We start from the raw sequence: 26,459 nt of genomic DNA, 5'->3' as shown, positions 1-26,459 counted from the left end.
GTGAGCGAGCTGACACGACTGACGGCGGGCGACGCCGAGTTGACCATCAACCCCGACAACGGCTGCCGGATCGAGAGCCTGCGGATCGCGGGAACGGAGCTGCTGCGCCAGGGCGAGCGGTATGGGTGCTTCCCGATGGTGCCGTGGTGCGGGCGGATCGAGAACGGGCGGTTCCGCGACGGCGCCGAGACGCACCAGATGCCCCTCAACTCCCCGCCGCACGCGATGCACGGCACCGGCCGCGACGCCGTGTGGAAGGCCGCCAGGACGGCGGACGGGGACGGCCGCACGGCCGCGTTCACCTATGAACTCGGGGACCCCTGGCCGTACGCCGGACGGGTCACGCAGCTCTTCGAGCTGACCGAGGACGGACTCACGCTCACCCTGGGCGTCGAGACCCACGCCGACTCCTTCCCCGCCCAGGCCGGCTGGCACCCGTGGTTCAACCGCAGGCTCGGGGAGGACGGCAGGGACGTCCGCATCGACTTCACCGCCGACTGGCAGGAGGAGCGCGGCGCCGACCATCTCCCCACCGGGCGCCGGATCGGCCCCACCCCGGGCCCCTGGGACGACTGCTTCGGTATGCCCGGCGGCGTGGACGTCACCCTCACCTGGCCGGAGTGGCTGGAACTCAAGGTGACCAGCCGCGCGGAGTGGGTGGTGATCTACGACCAGCAGGAGGCGGCGGTCTGCGTGGAGCCGCAGTCCGGCCCGCCGAACGGGCTCAACACCCACGCGCGGTACGTGACCCCGATCGAGCCCCTGGAGATCGCGGCCACGTGGGCCTGGCGGCGGTTGTAAGGCCAGGCGCATTGCGGGTGTCTGGTGGATCAGGCCGGATCAGCGTGCGTGCCGGACGTCGGGAGCCCGGCGTGATCCACAAGGCACCCCCTAAGCTCGTGGGCATGACTGACGTACGCGCTGACCTGCTCCAGCAGATCAAGGACAAGGCCGTGGTGCACGGCAAGGTGACCCTCTCGTCGGGTCTTGAGGCCGACTACTACGTCGATCTGCGCCGGATCACGCTGGACGGCGCCGCCTCCCCGCTGGTCGGTCAGGTCATGCTCGATCTGACCGCCGACCTCGAGTTCGACGCCGTGGGCGGTCTGACGCTCGGCGCCGACCCGGTCGCGACCGCGATGCTGCATGCCTCCGCCGCCCAGGGGAAGCGCCTGGACGCCTTCGTCGTCCGTAAGGCCGCCAAGGCGCACGGGATGCAGCGCCAGGTCGAGGGCCCGGACATCAAGGGCCGCCGGGTCCTGATCGTCGAGGACACCTCCACCACCGGTGGCTCCCCGCTCACCGCCGTCGAGGCGGCGCGGGCGGCCGGTGCCGAGGTCGTCGCGGTCGCCACGATCGTGGACCGGGCGACCGGCGCGGGCGAGAAGATCAGCACCACGGCGGGCGTGCCGTACCTGTACGCCTTCGCGCTGGACGAGCTGGGCCTGGCCTAGCAGCCCGGCCGACGCCAGGGACGGTCCCGGCCTGACCGACGCGAAGTCGTGACTTAGGTCCCGGGGCCGCCGACGGTGCGGGCCTGACCTGCGGCTTTGATGAGGGGCGGAGTGTTTCACGTGAAACGCTCCGCCCCTTCGTCCTGGCGTCCGCAGGAGAGTCTGGAAAGATGGGCCCCGACGATGACGTCGCCCCAGGTCAGGGACAAGCAACGCACCCCACCGCACATCACAAGGAGCGGACGAATGCCCATCGCAACCCCCGAGGTCTACAACGAGATGCTCGACCGGGCGAAGGCAGGCAAGTTCGCCTACCCGGCCATCAATGTGACCTCGTCCCAGACCCTGCACGCTGCGCTGCGCGGCTTCGCGGAGGCCGAGAGCGACGGCATCATCCAGATTTCGACCGGTGGCGCCGAGTTCCTGGGCGGCCAGTACAACAAGGACATGGTCACGGGCGCGGTCGCCCTGGCCGAGTACGCGCACATCGTCGCCGCCAAGTACGACATCACGGTCGCGCTGCACACCGACCACTGCCCGAAGGACAAGCTGGACGGCTACGTCCGCCCGCTGCTCGACATCTCCGCCGAGCGCGTCCAGGCCGGTCGCAACCCGCTGTTCCAGTCGCACATGTGGGACGGCTCCGCCGAGACCCTCGCCGACAACCTGGCCATCGGCCAGGAGCTGCTCGCCAAGGCCGCCGCCGCCAAGATCATCCTTGAGGTCGAGATCACCCCGACCGGTGGCGAGGAGGACGGCGTCAGCCACGAGATCAACGACGAGCTGTACACCACCGTCGACGACGCGATCCGCACCGCCGAGGCCCTGGGCCTGGGCGAGAAGGGCCGCTACCTGCTGGCCGCCTCCTTCGGCAACGTGCACGGCGTCTACAAGCCGGGCAACGTCGTCCTGCGCCCCGAGCTCCTCAAGGACCTCCAGGCCGGTGTCGCCGAGAAGTACGGCAAGGCCAACCCGTTCGACTTCGTCTTCCACGGCGGCTCGGGCTCGACGGCCGAGGAGATCGCCACCGCGCTGGAGAACGGCGTCGTGAAGATGAACCTCGACACCGACACCCAGTACGCCTTCACCCGCCCGGTCGTGGACCACATGTTCCGCAACTACGACGGTGTCCTGAAGGTCGACGGCGAGGTCGGCAAGAAGTCCACCTACGACCCGCGCACCTGGGGCAAGCTGGCCGAGGCCGGCATGGCCGCGCGCGTCACCGAGGCGTGTGCCGCGCTGCGCTCGACCGGCACGAAGCTGAAGTAAGGCTCTGTTCGACGGGCCCGGTACGACCCCCTCGGTGGTGCCGGGCCCTCGGCATGTCCGGAGGTACCTGAGTTGACGACGCACACCCACGACTTCGACCGTGAGATCGACCGGCGCGGCACCTGGTCGGTGCAGTGGGACGGGATAGCGGACCGCTTCGCGGTGTCCGACCTGCTCCCGTTCACCATCTCCGACATGGACTTCGCCTCCCCGCCGGAGGTGCTGAGCGCCCTGAAGGAGCGGGTCGAGCACGGGGTGTTCGGCTACACGGACTGGCGGCTCGGCGAGTTCCGGGAGGCGATCCGCCACTGGTACGCGACCCGCTACGACACCGCGCTCGACGTCGAGGCGCTGGTCTACGCGCCGTCCGTGCTGAACCAGCTCTCACAGCTGCTCCGGATGTGGACCGAGCCCGGCGACGGGGTGGTCGTGCACACCCCGACGTACGACGGCTTCCGCAAGGCCGTCACCGGACTGGGGCGTGAGCTGCGCGGCGTACCGGTCGGGGACATGGAGGCGCTGGAGGCGGAGCTGGCGCGGCCGGACGCCGGGATGCTGCTGCTCTGCTCGCCGCACAACCCGACCGGCCGGGTCTGGCGGGAGGACGAGCTGGCGGAGTTCGCCCGCCTCGCCGAGCGGCACGGCGTCGCTCTCGTCAGCGACGAGATCCACGCGGACCTGGTGGCGGACGGCCACCGCCATCTGCCCTTCAGCCGTGTCGCCGAGGCCGTGAGCCTCCGGCGCTGGGCCCTGATCACCTCGGGCACCAAGGCCTTCAACTTCCCCGCGCTCTCGGGCTCGTACGGGATCATCGGCGACCCCGAGGAGCGCGCGACGTTCATCCGCCGCATGGAGACCGGCGAGGGCCTCGCCTCCCCGGCCGTGCTCTCGCTGACCGCCCACATCGCCGCGTACACCCAGGGCGGTCCCTGGCTGGACGAGCTGCGGGCGTACGTGGCCGGAACCATGCGACTCCTGGAGGAGCGGCTCACGGACGGGCTGCCGGGCGTGACCTGGACACCTCCGCCGGCGGGCTACCTGGCCTGGATCGACCTGCGCCCGCTCGGCATCGACGAGACCGCGCTCCAGCGCGAGCTGGTGGAGACCGAGAAGGTCGCGATCATGCCGGGCGGTGTCTACGGCGCCCCCGGGTTCGTCCGGCTCAACATCGGCTGCCCGCGTAAGAAGGCCGAGCGGGGAGTGGATGCGCTGGTGAGGGCCGCGAGCAGGCTGCGGACGGGGTGAGGCGGCCGACGGGGATACCGGGAGGCGGGCTGTCGGTGGCGTGATCTAGTCTTCGCTCACCGTGCCCCGATCCGGGGCCGGAGACCAAGTCTTTGGGGGGTCTCTCTCATCGTGCGCAAGCGCACCCTCTCGGCCGCGACGTCGCTCGCGGTCCTCTTCAGCTCCGCGGCCCTCGTCGCGGGAACGGCCGGCCACGCGGCCGCCGACAGCAACAAGGTTCTGCCCGTGTCGTCCGTGGGCGACATGGTGGTGGACGGCGTCCACCAGCGGGTCTTCATCAGTGACCCGTACCTCGGCAAGGTCGTCGCCACCGACTACGCCGGCACGGTCCTGGCCACGGCAACCGGCCTGCCGGGCGTCACCGGTCTCGCGCTCTCCGGGGACGCGGGCAGCCTGTACGCCGCGGTTCCCGGCGCCGACGTCGTCGTCTCCCTGGAGACGCAGACCGTCACCGAGACCGCCCGGTACGCGACGGGCGAGGGCACCGACCCGCAGCACGTCGCCCTCGCGGGCGGCAAGATCTGGTTCGGCTACGGCAACGGCGACCACGGCGACATCGGCTCGATCGACGTCTCCGGCGCCGAGCCCGTGGTGACCCTCGCGCAGGACGCCGAGACGAACTACTCGGGTGCCCCGAGGCTCGTCACCTCGCCGACCAACCCGAACGGCATCGCCGCCGCGTCGTCCTACCACCACCGGTTCACGGTGGGCGTGTACGACGTGACCGCCGGCACGGCGAGCCGCACCGCGCGGACCGCCGACAGCGTGAGCAATCGCAGCATGATCAACGATCTCGCGTACACCCCGGACGGCAGCCGTCTCATCACGGCCGGTGCCGGAAACCAGCACTTCGTGTGGCAGACCGCCGACCTCGCCGAGGTCGGCGGCTACGCCAGCGACTACCACGGCTCGGCCGTGGCCGTCGCACCCGACGGCACCGTCGCCGCGGGCTCGGACTCGTCGTACGGCAATGACGTCTTCGTCTACCGGCCGGGCGAGACCACCTCCGTGCGGCAGTACGACTTCCCCTCCACGGGCACCTCCAGCGGCGGGGATTCCCTCGCCAACGGCGGTCTCGCCTGGGAGCCGGGCGGCAGCCGCCTCTTCGCGGTCACCACCTCGTACGGGGCGAGCCCTCGCCTTCACGTCCTGGACACGCCGACCATGTCCGCGCCGGTCGTGACGGTCAAGGTCCCCGCGACCTCGCCCGTCCTCAAGCCGCTCACCGTCACCGGTACGGTCACGGCCTCCGTGCCCCTCCCGGCCGGTACGCCGCTCACCGTCACCCGGTACGACGTCGACGCCCCGCAGGGCAAGGCGCTCGGGACCAAGACGCTCGGTGCGAACGGGGCCTTCTCGTTCACCGACACCCCGACCGCCGGCGGCGGCGTGACCTACAAGGTCGAGTACGCCGGGGACGCCGCGCACAACGGCGCCTCCTCGACCGCCAAGGTCGAGGTCTCGCGGAACAAGAGCGCGCTGACGCTGGACCGCAACGGGCTCAACGTCAACTTCAACACCCCCGTCTGGTACACGGCCACGCTCGGCCCGACGTACAAGAACCGTGAGGTGGAGATCTGGGCCGACCCGATCGGCCCGGAGCCCAAGAAGCTGCTCCGGCGCGGCGCGGTCAACTCGGAGGGCAAGCTCGCGGCGCAGCTCAAGATGACCCGCGACACCTGGGTGTCCGTGAACTTCGCCGGTGACTCCCGCTCCGCTCCGGCCGAAGCCCGTTCGGCCGTCTACACGCGGGCGGGTCTGACGACCACGCTGTCGCGCCACTACAAGTGGACGACGATCGGCGGAGTCTCGTACCAGACCTACCACCAGACGACCGATCCGATGATCGCCGCCTGGCACAACTCCTTCCCGGGTCGCAGCACTCGGCTGGACCTCCAGATCTGGTACGGGGGTGCGTGGCAGCACGTCGCCGCGGACTACTTCCAGCTGAACGCCAACGGCATGGCGTACGTGACCGTGGACGGCGACGGGGCGGCCGGGTACCGCTTCCGTGTCCGCTCGGCGTACATCGACGGTTCCTCCGGCGACAACGTGAACACGACGATCTACGGTTCCTGGAAGTACTTCAACTTCACCCGCTGAGGCACATCCGCACCGACATGGGCCCCGTTCGCCGTTCCGGCGGGCGGGGCTCCGTGGTTCGCGGGACCATGCAGGCATGGACATCCGGTTGAGCTCCGGCACGGGGCGGTGGATCGTCTTCACCACCGTTCTCGGGTCCGGAATGGCGCTGCTGGACTCCACCGTCGTCAATGTCGCCCTGCCGCACATCGGCGAGGACCTGGGGGCCGACATGGCCGACCTCCAGTGGATCGTCAACGCCTACATGCTCACGCTCGCCGGTCTGATCCTGCTCGGTGGGGCGCTCGGTGACCGGTACGGGCGGCGGAAGGTCTTCGTCGTCGGGATCGTGTGGTTCGCGATCGCGTCGCTGCTCTGCGGGATCGCGCCCAACGCCGGAGTGCTGATCGCCGCCCGCGCCCTCCAGGGCATCGGCGGCGCGCTGCTCACCCCCGGCTCGCTCGCGCTGATCCAGGCGAGCTTCCACCCGGACGACCGGGCGAAGGCCGTCGGGCTGTGGTCCGGGTTCGGCGGGGTCGGCGCGGCGATCGGGCCGTTCGTCGGCGGGTGGCTGGTCGACGGGCCCGGCTGGCGTTGGGTGTTCCTGCTGAACGTGCCGTTGGCCGCGCTGTGCGTACCGGTCGCGCTGCGCCATGTGCCCGAGTCGCGGGACGAGTCCGCGCGGGGCCGTTTCGACGTCCTCGGCGCCTTCCTCGGCGCGGCGGGGCTCGCCCTCGTCACCTACGCGCTGATCGCCGAGTCGTGGTGGGCCGGGGCGCTCGGCCTGGTGGTCGGGACGGCGTTCGTCCTGGTGGAGCGGCGGCGGGGCGAGACCGCGATGGTGCCGCCGTCGGTCTTCGCGTCCCGGCTGTTCACCGTGGTCAACCTCGTGACGCTGTGCGTGTACGCGGCGCTCGGCGGCTTCTTCTTCCTGGCCACGCTCCAGCTGCAGGTGGTGTCCGGCTACTCGGCGCTCGCGGCCGGCACGGCGCTGCTGCCGACCACCGTGCTGATGCTGCTGCTGTCGGCGAAGGCGGGGGAGCTGGGCGAGAGGATCGGGCCGCGGATCCCGCTGACCGTGGGGCCGCTGCTGTGTGCCGGCGGGATGTTGCTGATGCTGCGGGTGGGCGAGGACGCCTCCTACGTGCTGGACGTGCTGCCGGCGATGGTGGTGCTGGGCCTCGGCCTGACCGTCGTGGTGGCCCCGCTGACGGCGACCGTCCTGGCCTCGGTGGACGTGGCGCGCGCCGGTCTGGCGAGCGGGATCAACAACGCGGCCGCCCGCGCGGCGGGCCTGCTCGCGGTCGCGGCGCTGCCCGCGCTGGCGGGCATGGGGCCCGAGGCGTACCGCTCGGCGGAGGAGTTCGGGGAGACGTTCCAGCGGGCGATGCCGATGTGCGCGGGGCTCATGGTGGCGGGGGCGGTCCTCGCCTGGGCGACGGTGCGGGCGCCGGTCGGCAGGGCCGACTGCCACCCCGAGTGCAAGGTGCACTGCGGGGTGACGGCGCCGCCGCTGGACCCGGGCAACAGCTGAGGCAGACTGGCCTCATGGCCATCCACGAGAACCTGCTGGGGGGACCGCCCCCCACCCACCTGCCCGACGACCCGGAGCCGCGCGAGCTGCTCGCGAACGGCGTGGCACCGGCGGACGTCGCCGCGAAGTACCCGACCTCCTCGCTGGCCTGGGCCCAGCTCGCCGACGAGGCGTACGAGGGCGGTCGCGTCGTCGAGTCGTACGCGTACGCCCGTACGGGCTACCACCGCGGCCTGGACGCGCTGCGCCGCAGTGGCTGGAAGGGACACGGCCCGGTGCCGTGGGAGCACGAGCCGAACCGGGGCTTCCTGCGGGCGCTGCACGCGCTGGCGCGGGCCGCCGGCGAGATCGGTGAGAAGGAGGAGTACGAGCGCTGCTCGACGTTCCTGCGCGACTCCTCCGAGACGGCGGCCGAAACCCTCGGCTGACATCCGGCGCAGCCGTGAGGTGATGCCCTGGCCGAGACCCTCGGCCGGTACCTGGCGCAGCCTCGCGGTGACGCTCGGTTCCCCCTGTCCCCGAGGGCAGGGGGAATTCCGGTCATACTCCCGCGGCCGTTCGAGGGCGTTCGAAGTGACGGTTACGATCCTTCGGACCGTTGTACCGAGCCGCCGGCACAGAGGCCCCACCCTCTTCCCCCACTCCGGCTGACGCAGGGGAGAAGTCTGTCTTGGGCAAGCGTGCCGCCGCACCCGCAGGCCGGGGCCGCACACAGAGCCGCCGGCGGGGCCGGGGCCGGTCCAAGAGGCGTCCGAAAAGCCCCATAAGACGGCTCGCCCTGCCGACACTGGCACTGGTCGCCCTCTCCCTCGGCGCAGGCGCCGCCCTCGCCCACTACAACGGCGCCGAGAAGCCCGATTCCGCCGAGGCCGCGGCCCCCACCGCCGAGCGGACGACGGTGCCGCCTCCGCCCCCGGCGGCCACGACGCCCCCGCCGAAGCCGAAGCCGACCACCCCCAAGCCGAAGCCGTCGTCGACGCCCAGGAAGACGACCGTGCCGGCCTCCGGCGCCGGTACCTTCACCACCGCCCAGTCCACCGGCGACGCCGTCGGCAGCGGCGGCACCCTGCGCCGCTACCGCGTCCAGGTCGAGGACGGCATCGACCTCTCCGCCCGCCAGGTCGCCGCCGAGATCCAGCAGATCCTCGACCATCCGCGCGGCTGGGCCGCCCACGGCCGCGGACGCTTCCAGCTGGTCTCCGAGAACGCCGACTTCGTCATCCGGGTCGCCACCCCGAAGACCGCCGACAGGCTCTGTCTCGCGCAGGGCCTCAACACCCGCGGCGAGCTGAACTGCGAGACCACCCAGGGTGTCGTGGTGAACCTCAAGCGCTGGATGCTCGGCTCCCCGACCTTCTCCGGTACCCCGGCGGAGTACCGGCATCTGATCATCAACCACGAGGTCGGACACGAGATCGGCATCCGGATGCATATGAGCTGCCCTGGGCCGGGCAAGCTCGCGCCGGTGATGATGCAGCAGATCAAGGGCCTCAACGGTTGCCGTTCGAACGCATTTCCGTATGACGAAGACGGTAGCTACATCCAGGGCCCGATCGTGCCATGATGCGCATGGGACCGCGCGCGACGAAGCACGCGGCCCCGAGGGGACCGGGGCTCCACTTGCCAAACGGAAGGAGCGGACCGCTACCCGGTAGTTGCGTATCGAGGAGACAGCGATGTCCACCTTCCCCGATGCCTCCGGAGCCGGTTCGGTCACAGACCCGAACCTCGACTTCGCGGGCACCACGCCGTACGAGGACTACGTACAGGCGGACGTACTCACCCACCTCCAGCACCTCCGCTCCGACGATCCGGGCGAGATGGTCTTCCTGGTCACCACCCAGGTCATGGAGCTGTGGTTCACCGTCATCGTCCACGAGTGGGAGACCGCGGGCCGCGCGCTGCGCGAGGACCGCATCCCGGTGGCGATGGACGCGCTCAAGCGCTCCGTGCGCGAGCTGGAGGCGCTGAACCAGTCCTGGCGGCCGCTCGCCCAGCTCACCCCCGCGCAGTTCAACTCCTACCGCGCCGCCCTCGGCGAGGGCTCCGGCTTCCAGTCGGCGATGTACCGGCGGATGGAGTTCCTGCTCGGCGAGAAGTCCGCGTCGATGCTGGTGCCGCACCGCGGTGCGCCCCGCGTCCACGCCGAGCTGGAGAAGGCGATCCAGGAGCCCAGCCTGTACGACGAGGTGCTCAGGCTCCTCGCCCGGCGCGGGCTGCCCGTGCCGGAGGCCGTGCTCGACCGCGACCTGGCGAAGAAGTACGAGCCGTCGCCCGAGATCGAGCGGATCTGGGCCGGGATCTACGCCGACACCGACCAGAACGCCGAACTCGTCCGACTGGGCGAGGCGCTGAGCGATGTCGCCGAACTGATCTGGCGCTGGCGCAACGACCACCTCGTCGCGACCCGGCGGGCCATGGGCTCCAAGACGGGCACCGGCGGCTCGGCGGGCGTGGCCTGGCTGGAGAAGCGCGCGCAGAAGAACGTGTTCCCCGAGCTGTGGACGGCGCGCAGCCATGTCTGAGTCCTTGCGCGAGAACGCTCTGCGCAGGGACGCGGAGGACCCGCTGGCCAAGCTGCGGGAGAAGTTCGCCCTCGACGACGAGACGGTCTACCTCGACGGGAACTCGCTCGGCGCCCTGCCCGCGCACGTCCCCGCCCGGATGGCCGACGTCATCACCCGCGAGTGGGGGCAGCTGCGCATCCGCTCCTGGGACGAGAGCGGCTGGTGGACCGCGCCCGAGCGGATCGGCGACCGGATCGCCCCGCTCGTCGGCGCCGCCCCCGGACAGATCGTGGTCGGCGACTCGACCAGCGTGAACGTCTTCAAGGCGATGGTCGCCGCCGCCCGGCTGAGCACGGACGACCGGGACGAGATCCTCGTCGACGCGACGACCTTTCCCACGGACGGGTACATCGCCCAGTCGGCGGCCCGCGTGACCGGCCACCGGATCGTGCCGGTCGCGCCCGCCGACATACCGGGCGCGGTCGGGCCGCGCACGGCCGCGGCCCTGGTCAACCATGTCGACTTCCGCACCGGCCGGCTGCACGACCTGCCCGGGATCACGGCCGCGCTCCGGTCGGCGGGCGCGCTCGCCGTCTGGGACCTGTGCCACAGCGCGGGCGCCCTGCCGGTCGGCCTGGACGAGCACGGGGTCGACCTGGCCGTCGGCTGCACCTACAAGTACCTGAACGGCGGCCCCGGTTCGCCCGCGTACCTGTACGTCGCCGAGCGCCACCAGGCCGCCTTCGACTCGCCGTTGCCCGGCTGGAACTCGCACGCCGACCCGTTCGGGATGACCCCCGGCTACGAGGCGGCGGCGGGCGCGCTCCGGGGCCGTGTCGGCACGCCCGACATCCTGTCCATGCTGGCGCTCGAAGCGGCGCTGGACGTCTGGGACGGGGTCGACATCGAGGACGTCCGGGTGAAGTCCCTGGCCCTGACGGACTTCTTCCTGGAGTGCGTACGGGAGTACGTCCCGGCCGGCCGCGTCGCGTCGATCACCCCGGAGCCGTACGGGGAGCGGGGCAGCCAGGTCGCGCTGCGCTGCGCCGAGGCACCGGACGTCATGGCGGAGTTGATCCGGCGCGGGGTGGTCGGCGATCTGCGCCGGCCCGACGTGCTGCGGTTCGGATTCACGCCGCTGTACGTCGGCTTCGCGGACGCGGAGCGGGCGGCACGGGTCCTCGCCGAGGTCCTGACCGAGGTCCCCGCGGGGGTCCCGGCCGACGTGTCGGGTTCGTAGGTCCGATGATCGCTTGATCTGTGGGGGCGTCAGTCCTGGTACGGTCCCCGCAGGTCAGGCCAATTCGGCCGCGTCCCCGAGAGGTTGGAACAGAATGCCGGACCCCGCCGCGCGCGACGCCGCCGAGGAAGCATCGGCCTTCTCGCACCCGGCCGTCGCCCCTGATGTGTCCGCCGCGTACGGCGAACACCCCGACCAGGTCGTCGACTTCTACGCGCCGCGCGACGGCCGGCAGCGGGCTCCGCTCGTCGTCGCGCTGCACGGCGGCGCCTGGCGCGCACCGTACGACCGGCAGCACCTGACTCCTTTCGTGGACTTTCTGGCGCGGAGAGGTTTCGCCGTCGCCAACGTCGAGTACCGGCGCGGCAGCGCCATCCCCCGGCAGGGCGGGACCGCGCCCGTCGCGGGGCGCTGGCCGGAGACCTTCGACGACGTGGCCGCGGCGCTGGACGCCGTACCGCGACTGGCCGCCGAGCATCTGCCGCAGGCCGACCCCCGCCGGATCGTGCTCACCGGCCACTCCGCGGGCGGCCATCTCGCCCTGTGGGCCGCCGCACGGCACGTCCTCGCGCCCGACGCGCCCTGGCGGCTGCCCGCCCCGCCCGAGCTGCGCGGGGTGGTGGCCCTCGCCCCCATCGCCCACTTCGACCGGGCGGTGGAGCTCGGGGTCTGCGGTGGCGCGGTGACCCAACTCCTGGGCGGGGAAGGCGAGTTCGACGTGCGGGCGCGCCATGCCGACCCCGCGCTGCTGCTGCCGACGGGGATCGCCACGACGGTCGTCCAGGGCCGGGACGACATCGTCGTCCCGCAGGCCGTGGCCGATGCCTATGTGGAGGCGGCGGCGAAGGCGGGGGAGACGGTCGGCTTCACGCTCCTCCAGGACGTCGGCCACTTCCCGCTGATCGACCCGGCGGCGGACGCATGCGCGGTGGTCGCGGAGGAGATCGCCCAGCTCGCGTACTGAGCGGACGCACGGCCGAGGCTTGCGGACAGAAGCTGACCGCAAGCCCTCCTACCGTCGAGGCATGAAGAACCAGACCACCACCAGCAGCCAGAAGGTCCTCGTCTCCGGAGCCACCGGTACCGTCGGCCGCCAGGTCGTCGCCGAGCTCCTCGCCCGCGGCCATGCCGTCCGCGCCCTCACCCGTGACGCGGACAAGGCCCGCGCCGTGCTCCCCGAGTCCGTCGAGATCGCCGTCGGCGACCTCACCGACCCGGACTCGCTCGCCACCGCCCTGACGGACGTCACCGGCCTGCATCTGATCACCTTCGGCGGCGCGGCCTTCGCCCCGCTGGAGACCGGCCCGCGCATCCTGGAGCTCGCCGCGAAGGCGGGGGTCCGCCGGGTGACCGTGCTGCACGGTGGCGAGGACACGCCGCTGGAGCGGGCGGTCAAGGAGAGCCAGGGGCTCGACTGGACGGTGGTCATGCCGGTCGAGTTCATGTCCAACGCCCTGGAGTGGGCGCCGGGCGTCCGGACCGACGACGAGGTCCGCGAGCCGTTCGCCGACCGGCTCAGCGCCATGGTCCACGAGGGCGACATCGGCGCGGTCGCCGCCGTCGCGCTCACCGAGGAAGGGCACGGCGGGCAGTCGTACGTCGTGACCGGCCCCGAGGTCCTCACCCTGCACGACAAGGTCGGGACCCTCGGCGCGGCCCGCGGCCGGGAGATCCGGCTGGTCGAGCTGACGGAGGACGAGGCCGTCGGCCAGTGGCGGACGGCGGGCCTGGACGAGTACGTGATCGGCTTCCTGCTGGAGGCGTACGGCAACACCCCCGAGGTCGGCCGTACGGTCGCCGACACGGTGGAGCGGGTCACCGGCCGCCCGGCGCGCACCTTCGCGCGGTGGGCCGCGGACCATGCGGACGCCTTCCGGGCGTGACCGCGCGCACGCGCGATCGCCGACCGCGAGCATGCACTGGTCAGCGCCGTAGTACTCAGGGAGGACGCGGGAGGATCCATATTCAAGGTGACGACCGCGTCCGCCCGCCCCCGTACCTTGGCTGCTGTGACCGACACCCGTGAAACGAGCCGCAGCCCCGAGTTCCGCCTGGCCCAGGGCGCGCTCGGCGGGCTGCGCCAGGACCTCTTCCATGACGCCTTCGACTACCGGCCGCTGCCGCCGATGGCGGTCGACGGACCGCTGACCCGGCGCCTGCCGGGGCGGATACGGGGGAAGGTCCGCTGGACGCCGCATGCGATCGTGGCCGCCTTCGCCCTCTTCGTCTTCGCGATGGGGATGGACCTCGGGTCCGGCAACGGCGTCTTCGTCCTCGTCTTCGCCGGAATGCCGACCGTGGCCGTGCTGCTGACGCTGGTCCGCCCCGTGCTGGCGTTCTGGGCGTCGCTGGCCTTCACCCCCTTCGTCGCCTTCCTCGGTTCGTACGACTACGGCTGGCCGTGGGGACCGACGTCCGGCATCGCCCAGGTGGTGGTGATGACGGTGGTGGCCGCCCGCACCCGGCCCCGCACCGGAGCCTGGATATGGGTGGTCACCCTCACGTACGCCTTCTTCGCCACCACCCTCCGGGGAGGCAGCGACAACGCCGTGTCGGTCCTCTTCCCCTCCGCGCTCGCGATGCTCGTCGTGACCGTCCTCCAGGTCCGCCGCGAGGCCGAACAGACCGTCACTGCCCAGCAGACCGTGACCGCCGTGGAACGCTCCAGGCGCACGCTCCTCGAAGAGCGGACCACCATCGCCCGCGAGCTGCACGACGTCGTCGCCCACCACATGTCGGTGGTCGCCATCCAGGCGGAGGCCGCGCCCTACCGGGTCGAGAACCCGCCGCCGGAGCTGGAGCAGGCCTTCGTCACCATCCGGGAGAACGCGGTCGCTGCCCTGACCGAGCTGCGGCGCGTCCTCGGGGTCGTCCGAGCGGAGGACTACGAGGCCCCCGACGCCCCGCAGCCCACGCTGGCCGAGCTCGACGGGCTGATCGGCAACGTCCGCGAGGCCGGGCTCGACGTCGAGAAGACGGTGACCGGCGCGGTGCGGGAGCTTCCGCAGGGCGTGGAGCTCTCGGCGTACCGGATCATCCAGGAGGCGCTGAGCAACGTGCTGCGGCACGCGCCCGGCGCCGGGGCGAAGGTCGAGGTGAGTTACGTCCTCGGTGGCCTGGGCCTGCGGATCGTCAACGGCCCGGCGCGCGGCCTGGTGAAGCCCTCCCCCGGTGCGGGCCACGGCATCACCGGGATGCGGGAGCGGGTGTCGATGCTGAACGGCGAGATGACGTCCGAGCCGACCGAGGACGGCGGCTACGAGGTCACGGCCTTCATCCCCGTGACGCGTGAGGAGACGGACCAGTGATCCGGGTACTGATCGTCGACGACCAGATGATGGTCCGAGAGGGCTTCTCGGTGCTGCTCGGCGCGATGCCGGACATCGAGGTCGTCGGCGAGGCCGTCAACGGCCGCGAGGCGATCGCGCAGGTGGCGGCGTTGCGCCCGGACGTGGTCCTGATGGACATCCGTATGCCGGAGCTGAACGGGATCGAGGCGACCCGCGAGATCGTCGCGGCGGACGCGGACGCGAAGGTGCTGGTCCTGACGACCTTCGATCTCGACGAGTACGTCTACCAGGCGCTGCGCGCCGGGGCCTCGGGCTTCCTGCTCAAGGACGCGTCGGCGCGGCAGCTGGCCGACGGGGTACGGGTCGTGGCGGCCGGCGAGGCGCTGCTCGCGCCGACCGTGACGAAGCGGCTGATCACCGAGTTCGCGAAGGCGGCCGAGACGCCGAGGCCACCGACGCTGGCCCAGGTGGGGGACCTGACCGAGCGCGAGACCGAGGTGCTCGTGCTGATCGCGCAGGGGTTGTCGAACGCGGAGATCGCCGACCATCTGGTGGTGGCCGAGTCGACGATCAAGACGCACGTCAGTCGCATCCTGGTGAAACTGGGGCTGCGGGACCGGACCCAGGCGGCGGTGTTCGCGTACGAGGCGAGACTGGTACAGGTCGGCGGCTAGGGCCTCTCCGGCCCGGGCCGGTAGCGTCCGGTCATGGACGTTCCTTTCGAGCCGTGGTCGCCGGCCTTCGTCGCGGACCCGTACCCCGCCTACGCCGAGCTGCGGGCGACGGGCCGTGCGCACTGGTACGCGCCGACCCGCCAATGGCTGATCCCGCACTACGAGGACGTGTCGTCGCTGCTGCGGGACCGGCGCCTCGGCCGTACGTACACGCATCGCTTCACGCACGAGGAGTTCGGGCGCACGCCTCCGCCGGCGGCGCACGAGCCCTTCCACACCCTCAACGACCACGGTCTGCTCGACCTGGAGGCGGCCGACCACACACGGATCCGGCGCCTGGTCTCGAAGGCGTTCACCCCGCGGACGGTGGAGAACCTGGCGCCGACGGTGCGGAGACTGGCGGCGGAGCTCGTCGGCGGCCTGGTCGAGCGGGGCGGCGGGGACCTCCTCGCGGACGTGGCGGAGCCGCTCCCGGTCGCCGTGATCGCGGAGATGCTGGGCATTCCGGCGGAGGACGAGGAGCGGGGGCGGCTGCGGCCCTGGTCGGCGGAGATCTGCGGCATGTTCGAGCTGAACCCGTCGGAGGAGACGGCACGGCGGGCGGTCCAGGCGTCGCTCGACTTCTCGGCGTACCTGCGGGAGTTGATCGAGCGGCGGCGGAAGGATCCGGGGGAGGATCTGATCTCCTCGCTGATCGCGGTGGAGGAGCTGACCGAGCAGGAGATGATCTCCACCTGCGTGCTGCTGCTGAACGCGGGGCACGAGGCGACGGTGAACACGACGGTCAACGGCTGGTGGACACTGCTGCGGCATCCGGAACAGCTCGCGGAGCTGCGGCGGGATCCTGACGGAATGTTGTCCACAGCTGTGGAAGAGCTGCTGCGTTACGACACCCCGCTGCAGATGTTCGAGCGCTGGGTCCTGGACGACATCGAGGTGGGCGACGTCCGGATCCCCCGCGGCTCGGAGGTGGCCCTCCTCTTCGGCTCGGCGAACCGGGACCCCGCTCGCTTCGCGTCCCCCGACGTCCTGGACCTGACCCGCAAGGAGAACCCCCACATCACCTTCGGCGCGGGCATCCACTACTGCCTGGGCGCGCCACTGGCCCGCCTGGAACTGACGGCGATCTTCGACGAGTTGATCCGCCGCGCCCCGGACCTGCGCCTGGCGGCGGAGCCCCGGTGGAACCCGGGCTACGTCATCAGAGGCGTGAACGAACTCCTGGTGGAGGTGTAGACCCCACCCGTCGCCGAGGGGACCGATCCGGGCGGGGCCCGCCAGGCCCCGCCCGGGGCCGGTGTCCACTCGGCCCCGGGCGGCGCCCTTCAGGACGTCGTCACGTCGCGAACGCGCAGGCGCCACAGGCCCGTCGCCACGAAGGCCAGGGACAGGGCCGTCAGGGTCAGGGTCGGGCCCCAGGCCATGGTCCCGCCCGGGAGCTTCGGCAGGTGGCCGAAGGGCGACAGGTTCAGGAGCGACTGCGGAAGATCCAGTGCCGGGCCGATCCAGCCCAGCGCCAGGCACAGGCCCGCCGCCCCCCACCCCGCCACCGCCGCTCCGGGGAACGCGCCCCACAGCAGGACCGCGAGCCCCGCAAGGGTCCAGATCGCGGGGAGTTGCGCCAGCGACGCACCGAGGATCGGGCCGAGGTCCGAGCCGTACGAGACGTACAGACCGAGGCCGCTCAGCAGCATGATCAGCGCCGCGCCCCCGAACGCGATCACCAGGTGACCGGCCGCCCACCGCACCCGCCCCACCGCGTTCGCCAGGATCGGCTCCGCCCGCTGAGACGTCTCCTCGCCGTTCAGCCGCAGGACCGAACCGACCGCGTACAGCGCCGCGATCATCCCGAACAGGTTGACCATCGTCGCCAGGAAGGCGTCCGTCAGGCCCGTCCGACCGCCCATCCGCTCGAAGATCTGCCGCGCCTGCTCGTTGTCGCCCACGATGTCCGCCGCGCCCTCGACCATCCCGCCGAAGACGATCCCGCCGAGCAGGAAGCCGACCGACCAGCCGAGCACACCGCCCCGCTGCAGCCGCCAGGCCAGCGCCCAGGCCGTCCCGAGCCGCCCCACCGCGGGGCCCGGCCGCGTCGGCAGGAAGCTCATGCCCACATCGCGCCTGCCGGCCAGTTCGTACGCCACCGCCGCCTGTACGAGCACGGCCACGGCGATCAGCGCCGGCACCCACCACCGCTCACCCGCGAAGGCGCGCACGTTCTCGGCCCACCCGATCGGCGAGAGCCACGTGAGCACCGACGACCCCCCGGGCGTCCCCGCGTCCCCCGCCGCCCGCAGCGCGAAGGCAAGGCCCAGCACCGCCGCCGTCAGCCCCTTCGCCAGCCGCGCGCTCTCCGTCAGCTGCGCGACGATCGCCGCCATCGTGGCGAAGAGCATCCCCGTGCCGCCGACCGCGAGGCCGAGGGCGAGCGCCCCGCCCGCACCCTGCCCGGCGAGCCCGGCCGTGATCAGGAGCGCGACGGCCGTGTTGGCCACGAGCGCCGCGAGCAGCGCGGCGGTCAGCGGGGCCCGTCGGCCCACCACCGCGGAGGAGAGCATCTCCTGACGCCCGGTCTCCTCCTCTTCCCTCGTGTGCCGGATGACGATGATCAGGCTCATCACGGCCGCGAGCACGGCGGCGAAGGTGCTGAAGCGCCAGGCCACCAGCCCGCCGAGCGAGTCGCCGAACACCGGCCCGTACAGCGAGCGCATCGAGCTGTTGGCGTTCATCGACGCGGCCAGCTCGGTCCGTTGCTCCTGGGTTCCGTACAGGCCCTCCAGGGAGCCGACACCACTGGCGACCATGCCGCCGGTCACGAGCGCCCAGATCGGCAGCATCACCCGGTCGCGGCGCAGCGCGAGCCGTGCCAGGGCGCCGGTCCCGGTCAGTTGCACGGCGAGCGTGCTCATCGCGCGGTCACCTCGGCAGTCTCTTCCGCGTAGTGGCGGAGGAAGAGCTCCTCCAGCGTGGGCGGGGTGCTCGTCAGCGAACGCACCCCCGACTCGGTCAGCGAGCGCAGCACCGCGTCGAGCTTGTCGGTGTCGACCTGGAGCCGCACCTTGTGCCCCTGGACGGCGAGGTCGTGGACGCCGGGGAGGTGCGCGAGCCCGTTCGGCGCGCCGGCGAGTTCGGCGGTGACGCTGGTACGGGTGAGGTGGCGCAGGTCCGCGAGCGAACCGCTCTCCACCGTCTGCCCCTTGCGGATGATGCTGACCCGGTCGCAGAGGGTCTCGACCTCGCTGAGGATGTGCGAGGAGAGCAGGATCGTGCACCCGCGCACGCGCGCCTCGGCGACGCAGCTCTGGAAGACCTCCTCCATCAGCGGGTCGAGGCCGCTGGTGGGCTCGTCGAGGATGAGCAGGTCGACGTCGGAGGCGAAGGCGGCGACCAGGGCGACCTTCTGGCGGTTGCCCTTGGAGTACGTCCGCCCCTTCTTCGTCGGGTCGAGCTCGAACCGCTCGATCAGATCGGCCCGCCGCGTCTTGTCGAGGCCCCCGCGAAGCCGCCCGAAGAGGTCGATGACCTCGCCGCCGGAGAGGTTGCGCCAGAGCGTCACGTCACCGGGGACGTACGCGACCCGGCGGTGCAGCTCGACGGCGTCCTTCCACGGGTCGCGGCCGAGGAGCTGGGCTGCGCCGGAGTCGGCGCGCAGCAGTCCGAGGAGGACCCGGATGGTGGTGGACTTCCCGGCGCCGTTGGGGCCGAGAAAGCCGTGGACCTCACCGGTCTCGACCGCGAGGTCGAGGCCGTCCAGCGCGTGCGTTCGCCCGAAGGACTTGTGCAGCCCGGCGACGGTGATTGCCTTCGTCATGCTTCAGAACGTACGCTACTTTCACAAAATTCTGAAGTTAAGGAAGCGTATAAAGTCGGGGGATGAGCGAGATGACGACGACCGGCGCCGGCGGCGCGGGCAACGACGAGGGTGTGTCCCGGTTCGTGGAGCGCTTCGCCGCCGAACTGACCGAGGCCGGGATGCAGCGGATGGCCTCGCGGGTGTTCGCGGCGCTGCTCGCCTCGGAATCGGCGTCGATGACCTCCGCCGAGCTCGCGGAGCAGCTGCAGATCAGCCCGGCCGCCGTCTCCGGAGCCGTCCGCTACCTCAACCAGGTCGGCATGGTCAGCCGCGAACGCGACCCGGGCTCGCGCCGCGAGCGCTACGTCCTCCACAACGAGGTCTGGTACGAGACGATCACCCGCCGCGACCAGATCCTGGTGCGCTGGGAGAAGGTGCTCCGGGACGGCTCCGAGATCCTCGGCCCGGGCACGGCGGCGGGGCGGCGGACGGCGGAGACCGCGGAGTTCTTCGAGTTCCTCCAGGAGGAGATGCTCGGCTTGATCGACCGCTGGCGGGAGCGCAAGGCGTCGAAGGCGGCCGACGCGGAGTCCGAGGCGTAGACCCAGGCCTCGGCCTGGGGCCCGGCTCCGGACTTCGCCTCCGGACTTCGGCCTCGGGCGGGGCCCGAGCTTCGGCTCCGGGCTTCGGCTTGGGCCTCGGCTTGGGGCGGGCCCCGGGCTTCGGCTCCGGACTTCGGCTTGGGCCTCGGCCCGGGCTTCGGCTTCGGGCGGGGCTCGGGCCTCGTCTGGGCGCGAGGCGAGGCCTCGGCCTGGAGCGGCGGTGCGGGTTTCAGCCCGGTGCGAGGCGGGGCTTCGGGCCGGGCCTGAGCCCGGGCCCGGGCCTCGGTACGGGGTGGCCGTGGGTGCGGTCAGCCCTTCGTCGCGGTCGTCGCGGTCTCCGTCTCGGCGTCCGTCTCGTCCCCGGGCTCCCACCGCAGCAGGTCGCCCGGCTGGCACTCCAGCACCTCGCAGAGCGCCGCCAGTGTCGTGAAGCGCACCGCCTTCGCGCGGCCGTTCTTGAGCACCGCCAGGTTCGCCGGGGTGATCCCGACGCGCTCCGCGAGCTCGCCGACGGACATCTTCCGCTTGGCGATCATCACGTCGATGTCGACGATGATCCGCATCAGATCACCTCGTCCAGCTCTGCCTTCATCGCCTTCGCCTCGACATCGCGAGCGACGGCCTGGGCGAGCAGCGTCCGCAGGACGAGCACGATCAGCGCGACCCCCAGGATCGCCAGGCCGATCCCGCCCATGATCACGGTGACGCCGGGGTCGTCCCGCTGGCCCGGTGCGTTGAGGGCCGTGACCGCGAACCACAGGAGGGCGGCCGCCACGATCGCGCCGATCACGACGTCCACGTACCGGAAGGCGGTGTGGGAGAACACGGTTCCGCGTCGCACCATCGTCACCAGCCGCCATACGCAGACCAGGGCGACCTGGGCCGACACCAGGCCCAGGATCGTGATCACGCGGAGCGGGGTCAGCGGGAGGGACCCGTCCTCCGGGTCGTTCCCGCTGACCAACGTCCACACCATCAGCGCCTGTACGAGCACGGTGCCGACGAGCACCACCACGAGCACGGCGCGCAGCGCGAGCACCGTCAGTCTTCCCATCGTCGCTCCTTCGATCGAGTCACGATGGGAATCTATTGATAATCGATAGGTTCGGCAAGTGCTGAGGGCCGCGCGGCCCCGACTCGACGCCTCAGGCCTTCGGCAGGGTCAGCCCCCACGCCCCTTCGCGCACCGTCCACGTCCGTCTGCGCACCGGTCCCGACACCACCGTGTCCGCGCGATAGCGGAAGTCCGGGCCCGAGACGGTGAGGGTGCGGGCGCCGGTGTGGATGGGGGGCGCGGACGGCGGGTGGATGGTGATGTCGGCCACTCCGGCGACGGAGTGGACGCTGACCCCCTCCACCGGCGCGTTCACATCGCTGAGCAGGACGCCGTCCGCCTCCACCCGGAGGCGGTGCGTGCGCACCGCGAGCTGGGACGGGGCCGGCCGGACCAGGGTGCGGACCAGGGAGCGGCAGGCGCCCCAGACGGAGGGCGCGGCATCGCTCGCCGCGCGCCCCGCCGTGGCGGGGATGCTCAGATCGCCGAGCACGACGCCGTCGCTGTCGTCGACCAGCAGGTCCAGGCGGCGTACGGCCCCGTCGAGCACCGCCCGCGCCGCCGTCACCGCGTTCTGCGGCACGCCGAGCGCGTACGCGACTTCCAGCGATTCCGGAGCGCCGATCGGGATCAGGGCGAGCGCCCCGTCCGCGAGCTCACGCTCCCGGTGCAGCGTTGTCACCGTCCGTAGCAGCGCACGGTCGTCCCCGACCACCACAGGGCGGCGGGAGCCCCGCCGCGCAAGGGCCCGGAAGAATTCCTCCGGGCTGTCCGGAAGACAGATCTTCGTCTCTGCTCCCGCACACAACACATCTTTCGCGATCCGTACGGACTCGCCGTCACTTCGGCGGGCGACCGGGTCGATGACCACCAGCAGCTGGTCGTGAGCCGACACCTCGGTCCTTCCTCGGGTAGCATCTTTGTGCAAGAGCCCCTTGCGCTATTGCGCCAGGGGCTTCGTCTATTCCGGGGCACACCGGTGAGGCGGCATTATGGCCCCCTGACCTTGGACATGCCCCGCCCGGAAGGGGTGTACGCCTGTGCCCGCACTTGTGCTGCTCGGTGCTCAGTGGGGTGACGAGGGCAAGGGAAAGGCCACCGACCTCCTCGGTGGATCCGTTGACTATGTAGTGCGTTACCAGGGCGGCAACAACGCCGGCCACACCGTCGTCGTCGGCGACCAGAAGTACGCGCTGCATCTTCTCCCTTCCGGAATCCTCTCCCCGGGGTGCACCCCGGTGATCGGAAACGGTGTCGTCGTCGACCCGGCGGTCCTGCTCTCCGAGCTGAGCGGACTGAACGAGCGCGGCGTTGACACGTCCAAGCTCCTGATCAGCGGCAACGCGCATCTGATCACGCCGTACAACGTCACCCTCGACAAGGTGACGGAACGGTTCCTCGGGAAGCGCAAGATCGGCACCACGGGTCGCGGCATCGGCCCGACCTACGCCGACAAGATCAACCGCGTCGGCATCCGGGTCCAGGACCTGTACGACGAGTCGATCCTGACCCAGAAGGTCGAGGCGGCGCTGGAGGGCAAGAACCAGCTGCTCGCCAAGCTGTACAACCGCCGCGCGATCGACGCCGCGCAGATCGTCGAGGAGATGCTCCAGTACGCGGAGCAGATCAAGCCGTTCGTCGCGGACACCACCCTGATCCTCAACAACGCGCTGGACGAGGACAAGGTCGTGCTCTTCGAGGGCGGCCAGGGCACGCTCCTGGACGTCGACCACGGCACGTACCCCTTCGTCACCTCCTCGAACCCGACCGCGGGCGGCGCCTGCACCGGTGCCGGCGTGGGCCCGACGAAGATCAGCCGGGTCATCGGCATCCTCAAGGCGTACACCACCCGTGTCGGCGCCGGCCCGTTCCCGACGGAGCTGTTCGACGAGGACGGTGAGGCGCTGCGCCGCATCGGCGGCGAGCGCGGTGTCACCACCGGCCGTGACCGTCGCTGTGGCTGGTTCGACGCGGTCATCGCGCGGTACGCGACCCGGGTCAACGGCCTGACGGACTTCTTCCTCACCAAGCTCGACGTGCTGACGGGCTGGGAGCAGATCCCGGTCTGCGTCGCGTACGAGATCGACGGCAAGCGCGTCGAGGAGCTGCCGTACTCGCAGACCGACTTCCACCACGCGAAGCCGATCTACGAGATGCTGCCGGGCTGGTCCGAGGACATCACCAAGGCGAAGACCTTCGCGGACCTGCCGAAGAACGCGCAGGCGTACGTGAAGGCGCTGGAGGAGATGTCGGGCGCGCCGATCTCGGCGATCGGCGTGGGCCCGGGCCGCACGGAAACGATCGAGATCAACTCCTTCCTCTAGGAGCACCACACGCGTCGTGGGCAGTCGTTCCGCTCCAGAGGAACGACTGCCCACGACCGCTTGTCAGCGGCCGTCCAGCTTCGTGTCCCGGCCCACCTTCTCCCACGTGGCAGGTCCCCCCGGACCTGCTCCAGGTGCCCCAGGATCGTGTCGATCGAGTCGCCGCCCAGCGCCAGCCTGAGCGGTGTCTCCTCCGCGTCGAGGGCCTTGACGACCGCCGCCGCCGCCTTCGCCGGGTCCCCCGGCTGCGTGCCGCCGCCCGTCTCCACGTACGTGCGGGTCGCCCCCACCGTGTCGGCGTAGTCGGCGATCCCGTCCGCGCTCGCACTGCGGTTGCCGAAGAGGCTCGTGCGGACGACACCCGACGAGTCGTCCAGGACTACGCCAGGGCGGCGGCGACCCGCACTCTGCCCTGAATCCCTCTCGTCAACTCCTCTGTCTCCCGTCACACTTGACGACCCATCATCGGAACCAGGGGGACTCATGGCAGAGGAACCGAAGACTCCACCACCGCCCTCCACGCCGCCGCGGCCGTGGAAGGCGGCCACACCGGCGCCGCCGTCCGCGCCACCGGTGGTCGGGGACGTGGTCGAGGTCAAGCTGAGCAAGCGACTGCTGTGGGTGGACGGAGCCGCGTATCCGCTCCAGAACATCGCCCGCGTCTACACGTTCACGCTCCACCCGCGCCGCGCCGAGGCCTTCGTGCGCTTCATGAAGCGGATGGCCGTCCTCGTCCTGGTGGGGCTGTTCCTCGCCTTCCTCACGGAGGAGAACGCCTTCGGCTCGTCGTCCTACGAGAGCGACTCGGACCCGGTCACGCCGTTCCTGTGGTTCATCGTCGTGTGCCTGGTGATCTACTTCGTCGGCGACATGCTCAGCGTGGTGCTGGCCAAGTCCCACTTCGTCCTGGCGGTCGAGACGTCCGGTCCGTCGCAGGCCGTGGTGACCAGCAGGGACCGCGCCTATCTCAGGCAGCTCGTCCACACCCTGGCGGAGGCGATCGAGAACCCGGAGAACGAGTTCGCGGTGAAGGTCGAACGGGTGATGATCAGCAATCCCGCCAACTACTTCTTCGGCAACGCCGTGAACATGTACGGCGGCAACGGCAACGTGGGGATGTCCAACGGATGAGCGGCGACAACTACTTCTACGGCAACACCGTCAACATGCACGACGGGACGAACAACACCGGCATGGTGAACCACCAGTCGGGGACGGTCGGTGCCCAGGCCGCCTCGCCCGCCATGGAGGCCGCCGTCCAGGAGCTGCTCCGCCTGCTCGTGGAACTGCGCGGCAATGTGCCCGCGGGGACGGCGCAGTCCCTCGACGCCACCCTGCCGGCCATCGCCGCCGGTCCGGCCGCCGAGCCGGAGGAGCGGCGTCGGGCGCTGGACCGGATCGCGGAGATCGCCGGGGCGGCGGGCGCGATCGGCGCCCCTCTCGTCGCCGCGGTCGAGCGCGTGATCGCCCTGCTCTAGGACCGACCGGAACCACGCCGAAGCCCACGCCCGGGCACTAGCTGCGGTAGTACTCGCCCGGCTCGCCGTCCAGCATCGGGAAGACCAGCAATCTCTCCCGTCCCTTGAAGGGGACGATCGACAGATAGCCGGAGATGTCGGCCCGCTCGCAGTCGCGGTCGGAGGCGTCGGGGTCCGAGGTTCCCGGGCCGATGACCAGGGGAGTTCCGGAGCCGGCGAGGATCGCCGTGAAGGTGCAGGCGACCGATTCGGGGGTCGGGTTGCCCTCGTCGTCGGTGCGCGGGTAGACGTGCACCCGACGGAAGACGGCGGAGCCGACGGGGCCCTGGGTGATGGTCACCTCGTCGCTGTAGCGGTCGCCGTTCTCGCCGAAGATCAGCGGGTCGTTCTCCATCTTCCACCGGCCGAGCAGCTGCGTCGGCACGATGTCCGCGCCGGTCCTGGCCTTGCGGAAGGTGGCCTTCGCGGCCCCCGAGGTCCACTCCAGGACCTCGGGGGAGCGCAGCGTGAGCGTCTGGTGGGCGGCGGGCGTGCAGCGCTGGGCGGGGACGCTCGTGGTGACGTCGGACTCGCCGAGGACCACCTTGTCCTCGTCGGCGGAGACGAGCCGGGAGCGCCCCATGCAGAGCTGCTCCTCGTTCACCTGGACGTAGACGGCGGTCTTGGCGCCCGCGGCGCCCTGGGCGATCTCGATCCGCATGGTCGCCCTCGGGTGGTCCGCCGAGCCGCGCTGGACACCCTCCCAGGCACCCAGGAACGCCGCCGGAACGATTCCCGCCGGGCGGGCGGAGACGTCACCGGTCTTCCCGCGTGCCTGGTTCTTCTGCTCGTCCATGCCCTTGTCCGGGTCCGGCCAGAAGACGTAGGTGAGCGTGGCCGCCGCGGCGACGACGAGGGCCGTGGCGGCGGCGATCAGTCCGGTGCGCCGCCGCTTGGGCGCCTTGGGGGCGGGCGGCGGCGTGGGGTCGTCGGGGCCTGCCGGGGTGCCGTCGGTGGCGGTCGACTCCGCCTCGGCCTCCAGCACCCGCGCGGCGTGGCGGCCGAGCCGGGTCAGCACCTCCGCCGGCAGCCACGGGTCGGCGACCGTGATCGTCTCCACCAGCTCCGTGGCCGAGGGCCGGGCCGCCGGGTCCTTGGCCAGGCAGGCCCGCACCACGCCGGCGAGTTCCGGCGCGAGGTCGGTCAGATCGGGCTCGTCGTGGGCGATGCGGAACATCGTGGCGTGGACGCCGCTGTCCGCCGTACCGAACGGGGAGTGGCCGGTCGCCGCGTACACGAGGACCGAGCCGAGGCAGAAGATGTCCGAGGCCGGCGTCAGCTTCTCGCCGCGCACCTGTTCCGGGGACATGAAGCCGGGCGAGCCGACCACCGCTCCGGTGCTGGTCAGTCCGCCGTCGGTGATCGTGTCGACGGCGCGTGCGATGCCGAAGTCGATGATCTGCGGGCCGTCGACGGTGAGCAGCACGTTCGAGGGCTTCAGATCGCGGTGGACGAGTCCGGCGCTGTGCACATGGGTGAGCGCCCGCGCGAGCCCGGACGCCAGCGCCCGTACGGTCGCGGACGGCAGCGGCCCGAACTCGTCGCCCACCACGGACCGCAGCGACGGCCCGGGTACGTAGCCGATGGCCACCCAGGGGGCTTCGGCGGCCGTGTCCGAACCGAGGACCGGGGTCGTGCCCGTGCCGCCGACCCGCTCCAGGGCGGCCACCTCACGGGCGAACCGGCGCCGGAACTCGTCCTGCGCCGCCAGCTCGGCATGCACGACCTTCACCGCGACCGTCCGGCCGCCGGCCGAACGCGCAAGGAACACCCGTCCCATCCCGCCCACGCCCAGTCGGCCGAGCAGGCGGAACGGGCCGATGCTGACCGGGTCTTCCGCGTTCAATGGCTCCACGTCGAAAGAGGATGCCAGA

26 protein-coding genes are annotated in these 26,459 nt (G+C 71.4%); 19 read left to right on the top strand and 7 right to left on the bottom strand.

The window, feature by feature from the left end; translation table 11 throughout:
- From ACFQ7Q_RS14470 to ACFQ7Q_RS14400, 15 genes are all read left to right on the top strand, one after another.
- A complete protein-coding gene (locus ACFQ7Q_RS14470; protein WP_383554101.1) occupies window positions 1-801 on the top strand; it encodes an aldose 1-epimerase in 801 nt (266 codons plus the stop codon).
- A gap of 104 nt (window positions 802-905) precedes the next feature.
- The gene (gene pyrE, locus ACFQ7Q_RS14465) at window positions 906-1,454 is read left to right on the top strand and encodes an orotate phosphoribosyltransferase (RefSeq protein ID WP_315894058.1); all 549 of its coding nucleotides are present in this window, start codon (window positions 906-908) and stop codon (window positions 1,452-1,454) included.
- Window positions 1,455-1,700: 246 nt separating this feature from the next.
- A complete protein-coding gene (gene fbaA / locus ACFQ7Q_RS14460) occupies window positions 1,701-2,723 on the top strand; it encodes a class II fructose-bisphosphate aldolase (RefSeq protein WP_383554098.1) in 1,023 nt (340 codons plus the stop codon).
- A gap of 72 nt (window positions 2,724-2,795) precedes the next feature.
- The gene (locus ACFQ7Q_RS14455; RefSeq protein ID WP_383554095.1) at window positions 2,796-3,968 is read left to right on the top strand and encodes a MalY/PatB family protein; all 1,173 of its coding nucleotides are present in this window, start codon (window positions 2,796-2,798) and stop codon (window positions 3,966-3,968) included.
- Between the two features lie 111 nt (window positions 3,969-4,079).
- A complete protein-coding gene (locus tag ACFQ7Q_RS14450; RefSeq protein WP_383554092.1) occupies window positions 4,080-6,071 on the top strand; it encodes an Ig-like domain repeat protein in 1,992 nt (663 codons plus the stop codon).
- A 76-nt stretch (window positions 6,072-6,147) separates the two neighbouring features.
- Window positions 6,148-7,584 carry an MFS transporter gene (locus tag ACFQ7Q_RS14445; RefSeq protein WP_383554089.1) on the top strand — a complete coding sequence of 479 codons (1,437 nt, stop codon included), beginning with the start codon at window positions 6,148-6,150 and terminating at the stop codon, window positions 7,582-7,584.
- Window positions 7,585-7,598: 14 nt separating this feature from the next.
- A complete protein-coding gene (locus tag ACFQ7Q_RS14440; RefSeq protein ID WP_383554086.1) occupies window positions 7,599-8,012 on the top strand; it encodes a DUF3151 domain-containing protein in 414 nt (137 codons plus the stop codon).
- Between the two features lie 242 nt (window positions 8,013-8,254).
- On the top strand, window positions 8,255-9,148 hold the full coding sequence (locus ACFQ7Q_RS14435; protein ID WP_383554082.1) for a DUF3152 domain-containing protein: 894 nt from the start codon (window positions 8,255-8,257) through the stop codon (window positions 9,146-9,148).
- Between the two features lie 112 nt (window positions 9,149-9,260).
- A complete protein-coding gene (locus ACFQ7Q_RS14430; RefSeq protein WP_383554079.1) occupies window positions 9,261-10,109 on the top strand; it encodes a tryptophan 2,3-dioxygenase family protein in 849 nt (282 codons plus the stop codon).
- Window positions 10,102-11,331, top strand: coding sequence for a kynureninase (kynU, locus tag ACFQ7Q_RS14425; protein WP_383554076.1), 1,230 nt, complete (start codon window positions 10,102-10,104; stop codon window positions 11,329-11,331). Before ACFQ7Q_RS14430 ends, kynU begins: the two co-directional genes overlap by 8 nt.
- Window positions 11,332-11,425: 94 nt before the next feature.
- Entirely contained in the window at window positions 11,426-12,295 is an 870-nt protein-coding gene (locus ACFQ7Q_RS14420; protein ID WP_383554073.1) for an alpha/beta hydrolase, read from the top strand.
- 61 nt (window positions 12,296-12,356) lie between these two features.
- Window positions 12,357-13,214 carry an SDR family oxidoreductase gene (locus ACFQ7Q_RS14415; RefSeq protein ID WP_383554070.1) on the top strand — a complete coding sequence of 286 codons (858 nt, stop codon included), beginning with the start codon at window positions 12,357-12,359 and terminating at the stop codon, window positions 13,212-13,214.
- A 117-nt stretch (window positions 13,215-13,331) separates the two neighbouring features.
- Window positions 13,332-14,639 (top strand): sensor histidine kinase, encoded by a 1,308-nt coding sequence (locus tag ACFQ7Q_RS14410; RefSeq protein ID WP_383554160.1) that lies wholly within the window; start codon window positions 13,332-13,334, stop codon window positions 14,637-14,639.
- Window positions 14,636-15,295 carry a response regulator transcription factor gene (locus ACFQ7Q_RS14405; RefSeq protein ID WP_329118839.1) on the top strand — a complete coding sequence of 220 codons (660 nt, stop codon included), beginning with the start codon at window positions 14,636-14,638 and terminating at the stop codon, window positions 15,293-15,295. Before ACFQ7Q_RS14410 ends, ACFQ7Q_RS14405 begins: the two co-directional genes overlap by 4 nt.
- A gap of 33 nt (window positions 15,296-15,328) precedes the next feature.
- Window positions 15,329-16,531, top strand: coding sequence for a cytochrome P450 (locus ACFQ7Q_RS14400; RefSeq protein ID WP_383554067.1), 1,203 nt, complete (start codon window positions 15,329-15,331; stop codon window positions 16,529-16,531).
- Window positions 16,532-16,620: 89 nt separating this feature from the next.
- Here ACFQ7Q_RS14400 and ACFQ7Q_RS14395 read toward each other — a convergent pair whose 3' ends face one another.
- Complete coding sequence (locus ACFQ7Q_RS14395) at window positions 16,621-18,204, bottom strand: ABC transporter permease (RefSeq protein WP_383554064.1); 1,584 nt, start codon at window positions 18,202-18,204, stop codon at window positions 16,621-16,623.
- Window positions 18,201-19,106 (bottom strand): ATP-binding cassette domain-containing protein, encoded by a 906-nt coding sequence (locus ACFQ7Q_RS14390; RefSeq protein WP_383554061.1) that lies wholly within the window; start codon window positions 19,104-19,106, stop codon window positions 18,201-18,203. The genes ACFQ7Q_RS14395 and ACFQ7Q_RS14390 overlap by 4 nt, the downstream gene beginning before the upstream one ends.
- A gap of 62 nt (window positions 19,107-19,168) precedes the next feature.
- Here ACFQ7Q_RS14390 and ACFQ7Q_RS14385 point away from each other — a divergent pair, with 62 nt between their 5' ends.
- Window positions 19,169-19,690 (top strand): GbsR/MarR family transcriptional regulator, encoded by a 522-nt coding sequence (locus ACFQ7Q_RS14385; RefSeq protein WP_383554058.1) that lies wholly within the window; start codon window positions 19,169-19,171, stop codon window positions 19,688-19,690.
- 308 nt (window positions 19,691-19,998) lie between these two features.
- Here ACFQ7Q_RS14385 and ACFQ7Q_RS14380 read toward each other — a convergent pair whose 3' ends face one another.
- The 3 genes from ACFQ7Q_RS14380 to ACFQ7Q_RS14370 form a co-directional block, all read right to left on the bottom strand.
- Complete coding sequence (locus ACFQ7Q_RS14380) at window positions 19,999-20,253, bottom strand: helix-turn-helix domain-containing protein (RefSeq protein ID WP_383554055.1); 255 nt, start codon at window positions 20,251-20,253, stop codon at window positions 19,999-20,001.
- Window positions 20,253-20,744, bottom strand: a complete 492-nt coding sequence (locus ACFQ7Q_RS14375) for a DUF2975 domain-containing protein (protein WP_383554052.1) — start codon at window positions 20,742-20,744, stop codon at window positions 20,253-20,255. The genes ACFQ7Q_RS14380 and ACFQ7Q_RS14375 overlap by 1 nt, the downstream gene beginning before the upstream one ends.
- A 91-nt stretch (window positions 20,745-20,835) precedes the next feature.
- Window positions 20,836-21,639, bottom strand: a complete 804-nt coding sequence (locus ACFQ7Q_RS14370) for a diacylglycerol kinase (RefSeq protein WP_383554050.1) — start codon at window positions 21,637-21,639, stop codon at window positions 20,836-20,838.
- A gap of 145 nt (window positions 21,640-21,784) precedes the next feature.
- On the opposite strand from ACFQ7Q_RS14370, the gene ACFQ7Q_RS14365 reads away from it, so the two are divergent.
- Complete coding sequence (locus tag ACFQ7Q_RS14365) at window positions 21,785-23,068, top strand: adenylosuccinate synthase (protein WP_362363217.1); 1,284 nt, start codon at window positions 21,785-21,787, stop codon at window positions 23,066-23,068.
- Here ACFQ7Q_RS14365 and ACFQ7Q_RS14360 read toward each other — a convergent pair.
- Window positions 23,065-23,358, bottom strand: a complete 294-nt coding sequence (locus tag ACFQ7Q_RS14360; protein WP_383554047.1) for a hypothetical protein — start codon at window positions 23,356-23,358, stop codon at window positions 23,065-23,067. The two genes, ACFQ7Q_RS14365 and ACFQ7Q_RS14360, sit on opposite strands and share 4 nt — an antisense overlap.
- A 193-nt stretch (window positions 23,359-23,551) precedes the next feature.
- Here ACFQ7Q_RS14360 and ACFQ7Q_RS14355 point away from each other — a divergent pair, with 193 nt between their 5' ends.
- Together ACFQ7Q_RS14355 and ACFQ7Q_RS14350 are read left to right on the top strand one after the other, a co-directional pair.
- A complete protein-coding gene (locus ACFQ7Q_RS14355) occupies window positions 23,552-24,199 on the top strand; it encodes a DUF6232 family protein (RefSeq protein ID WP_383554043.1) in 648 nt (215 codons plus the stop codon).
- Complete coding sequence (locus ACFQ7Q_RS14350; protein ID WP_383554041.1) at window positions 24,196-24,546, top strand: hypothetical protein; 351 nt, start codon at window positions 24,196-24,198, stop codon at window positions 24,544-24,546. The genes ACFQ7Q_RS14355 and ACFQ7Q_RS14350 overlap by 4 nt, the downstream gene beginning before the upstream one ends.
- Before the next feature lie 37 nt (window positions 24,547-24,583).
- On the opposite strand, the gene ACFQ7Q_RS14345 is transcribed toward ACFQ7Q_RS14350, so the two are convergent.
- On the bottom strand, window positions 24,584-26,440 hold the full coding sequence (locus tag ACFQ7Q_RS14345) for a serine/threonine-protein kinase (protein WP_383554038.1): 1,857 nt from the start codon (window positions 26,438-26,440) through the stop codon (window positions 24,584-24,586).
- Between the last annotated feature and the right edge of the window lie 19 nt (window positions 26,441-26,459).

This window comes from Streptomyces sp. NPDC056527 (assembly GCF_042794475.1).
In the GTDB taxonomy this organism is placed as follows: Bacteria; Actinomycetota; Actinomycetes; order Streptomycetales; family Streptomycetaceae; genus Streptomyces.
The sequence above is the reverse complement of the archived record's forward strand: the minus strand, read 5'-3'. Positions and strand labels throughout refer to the sequence as shown.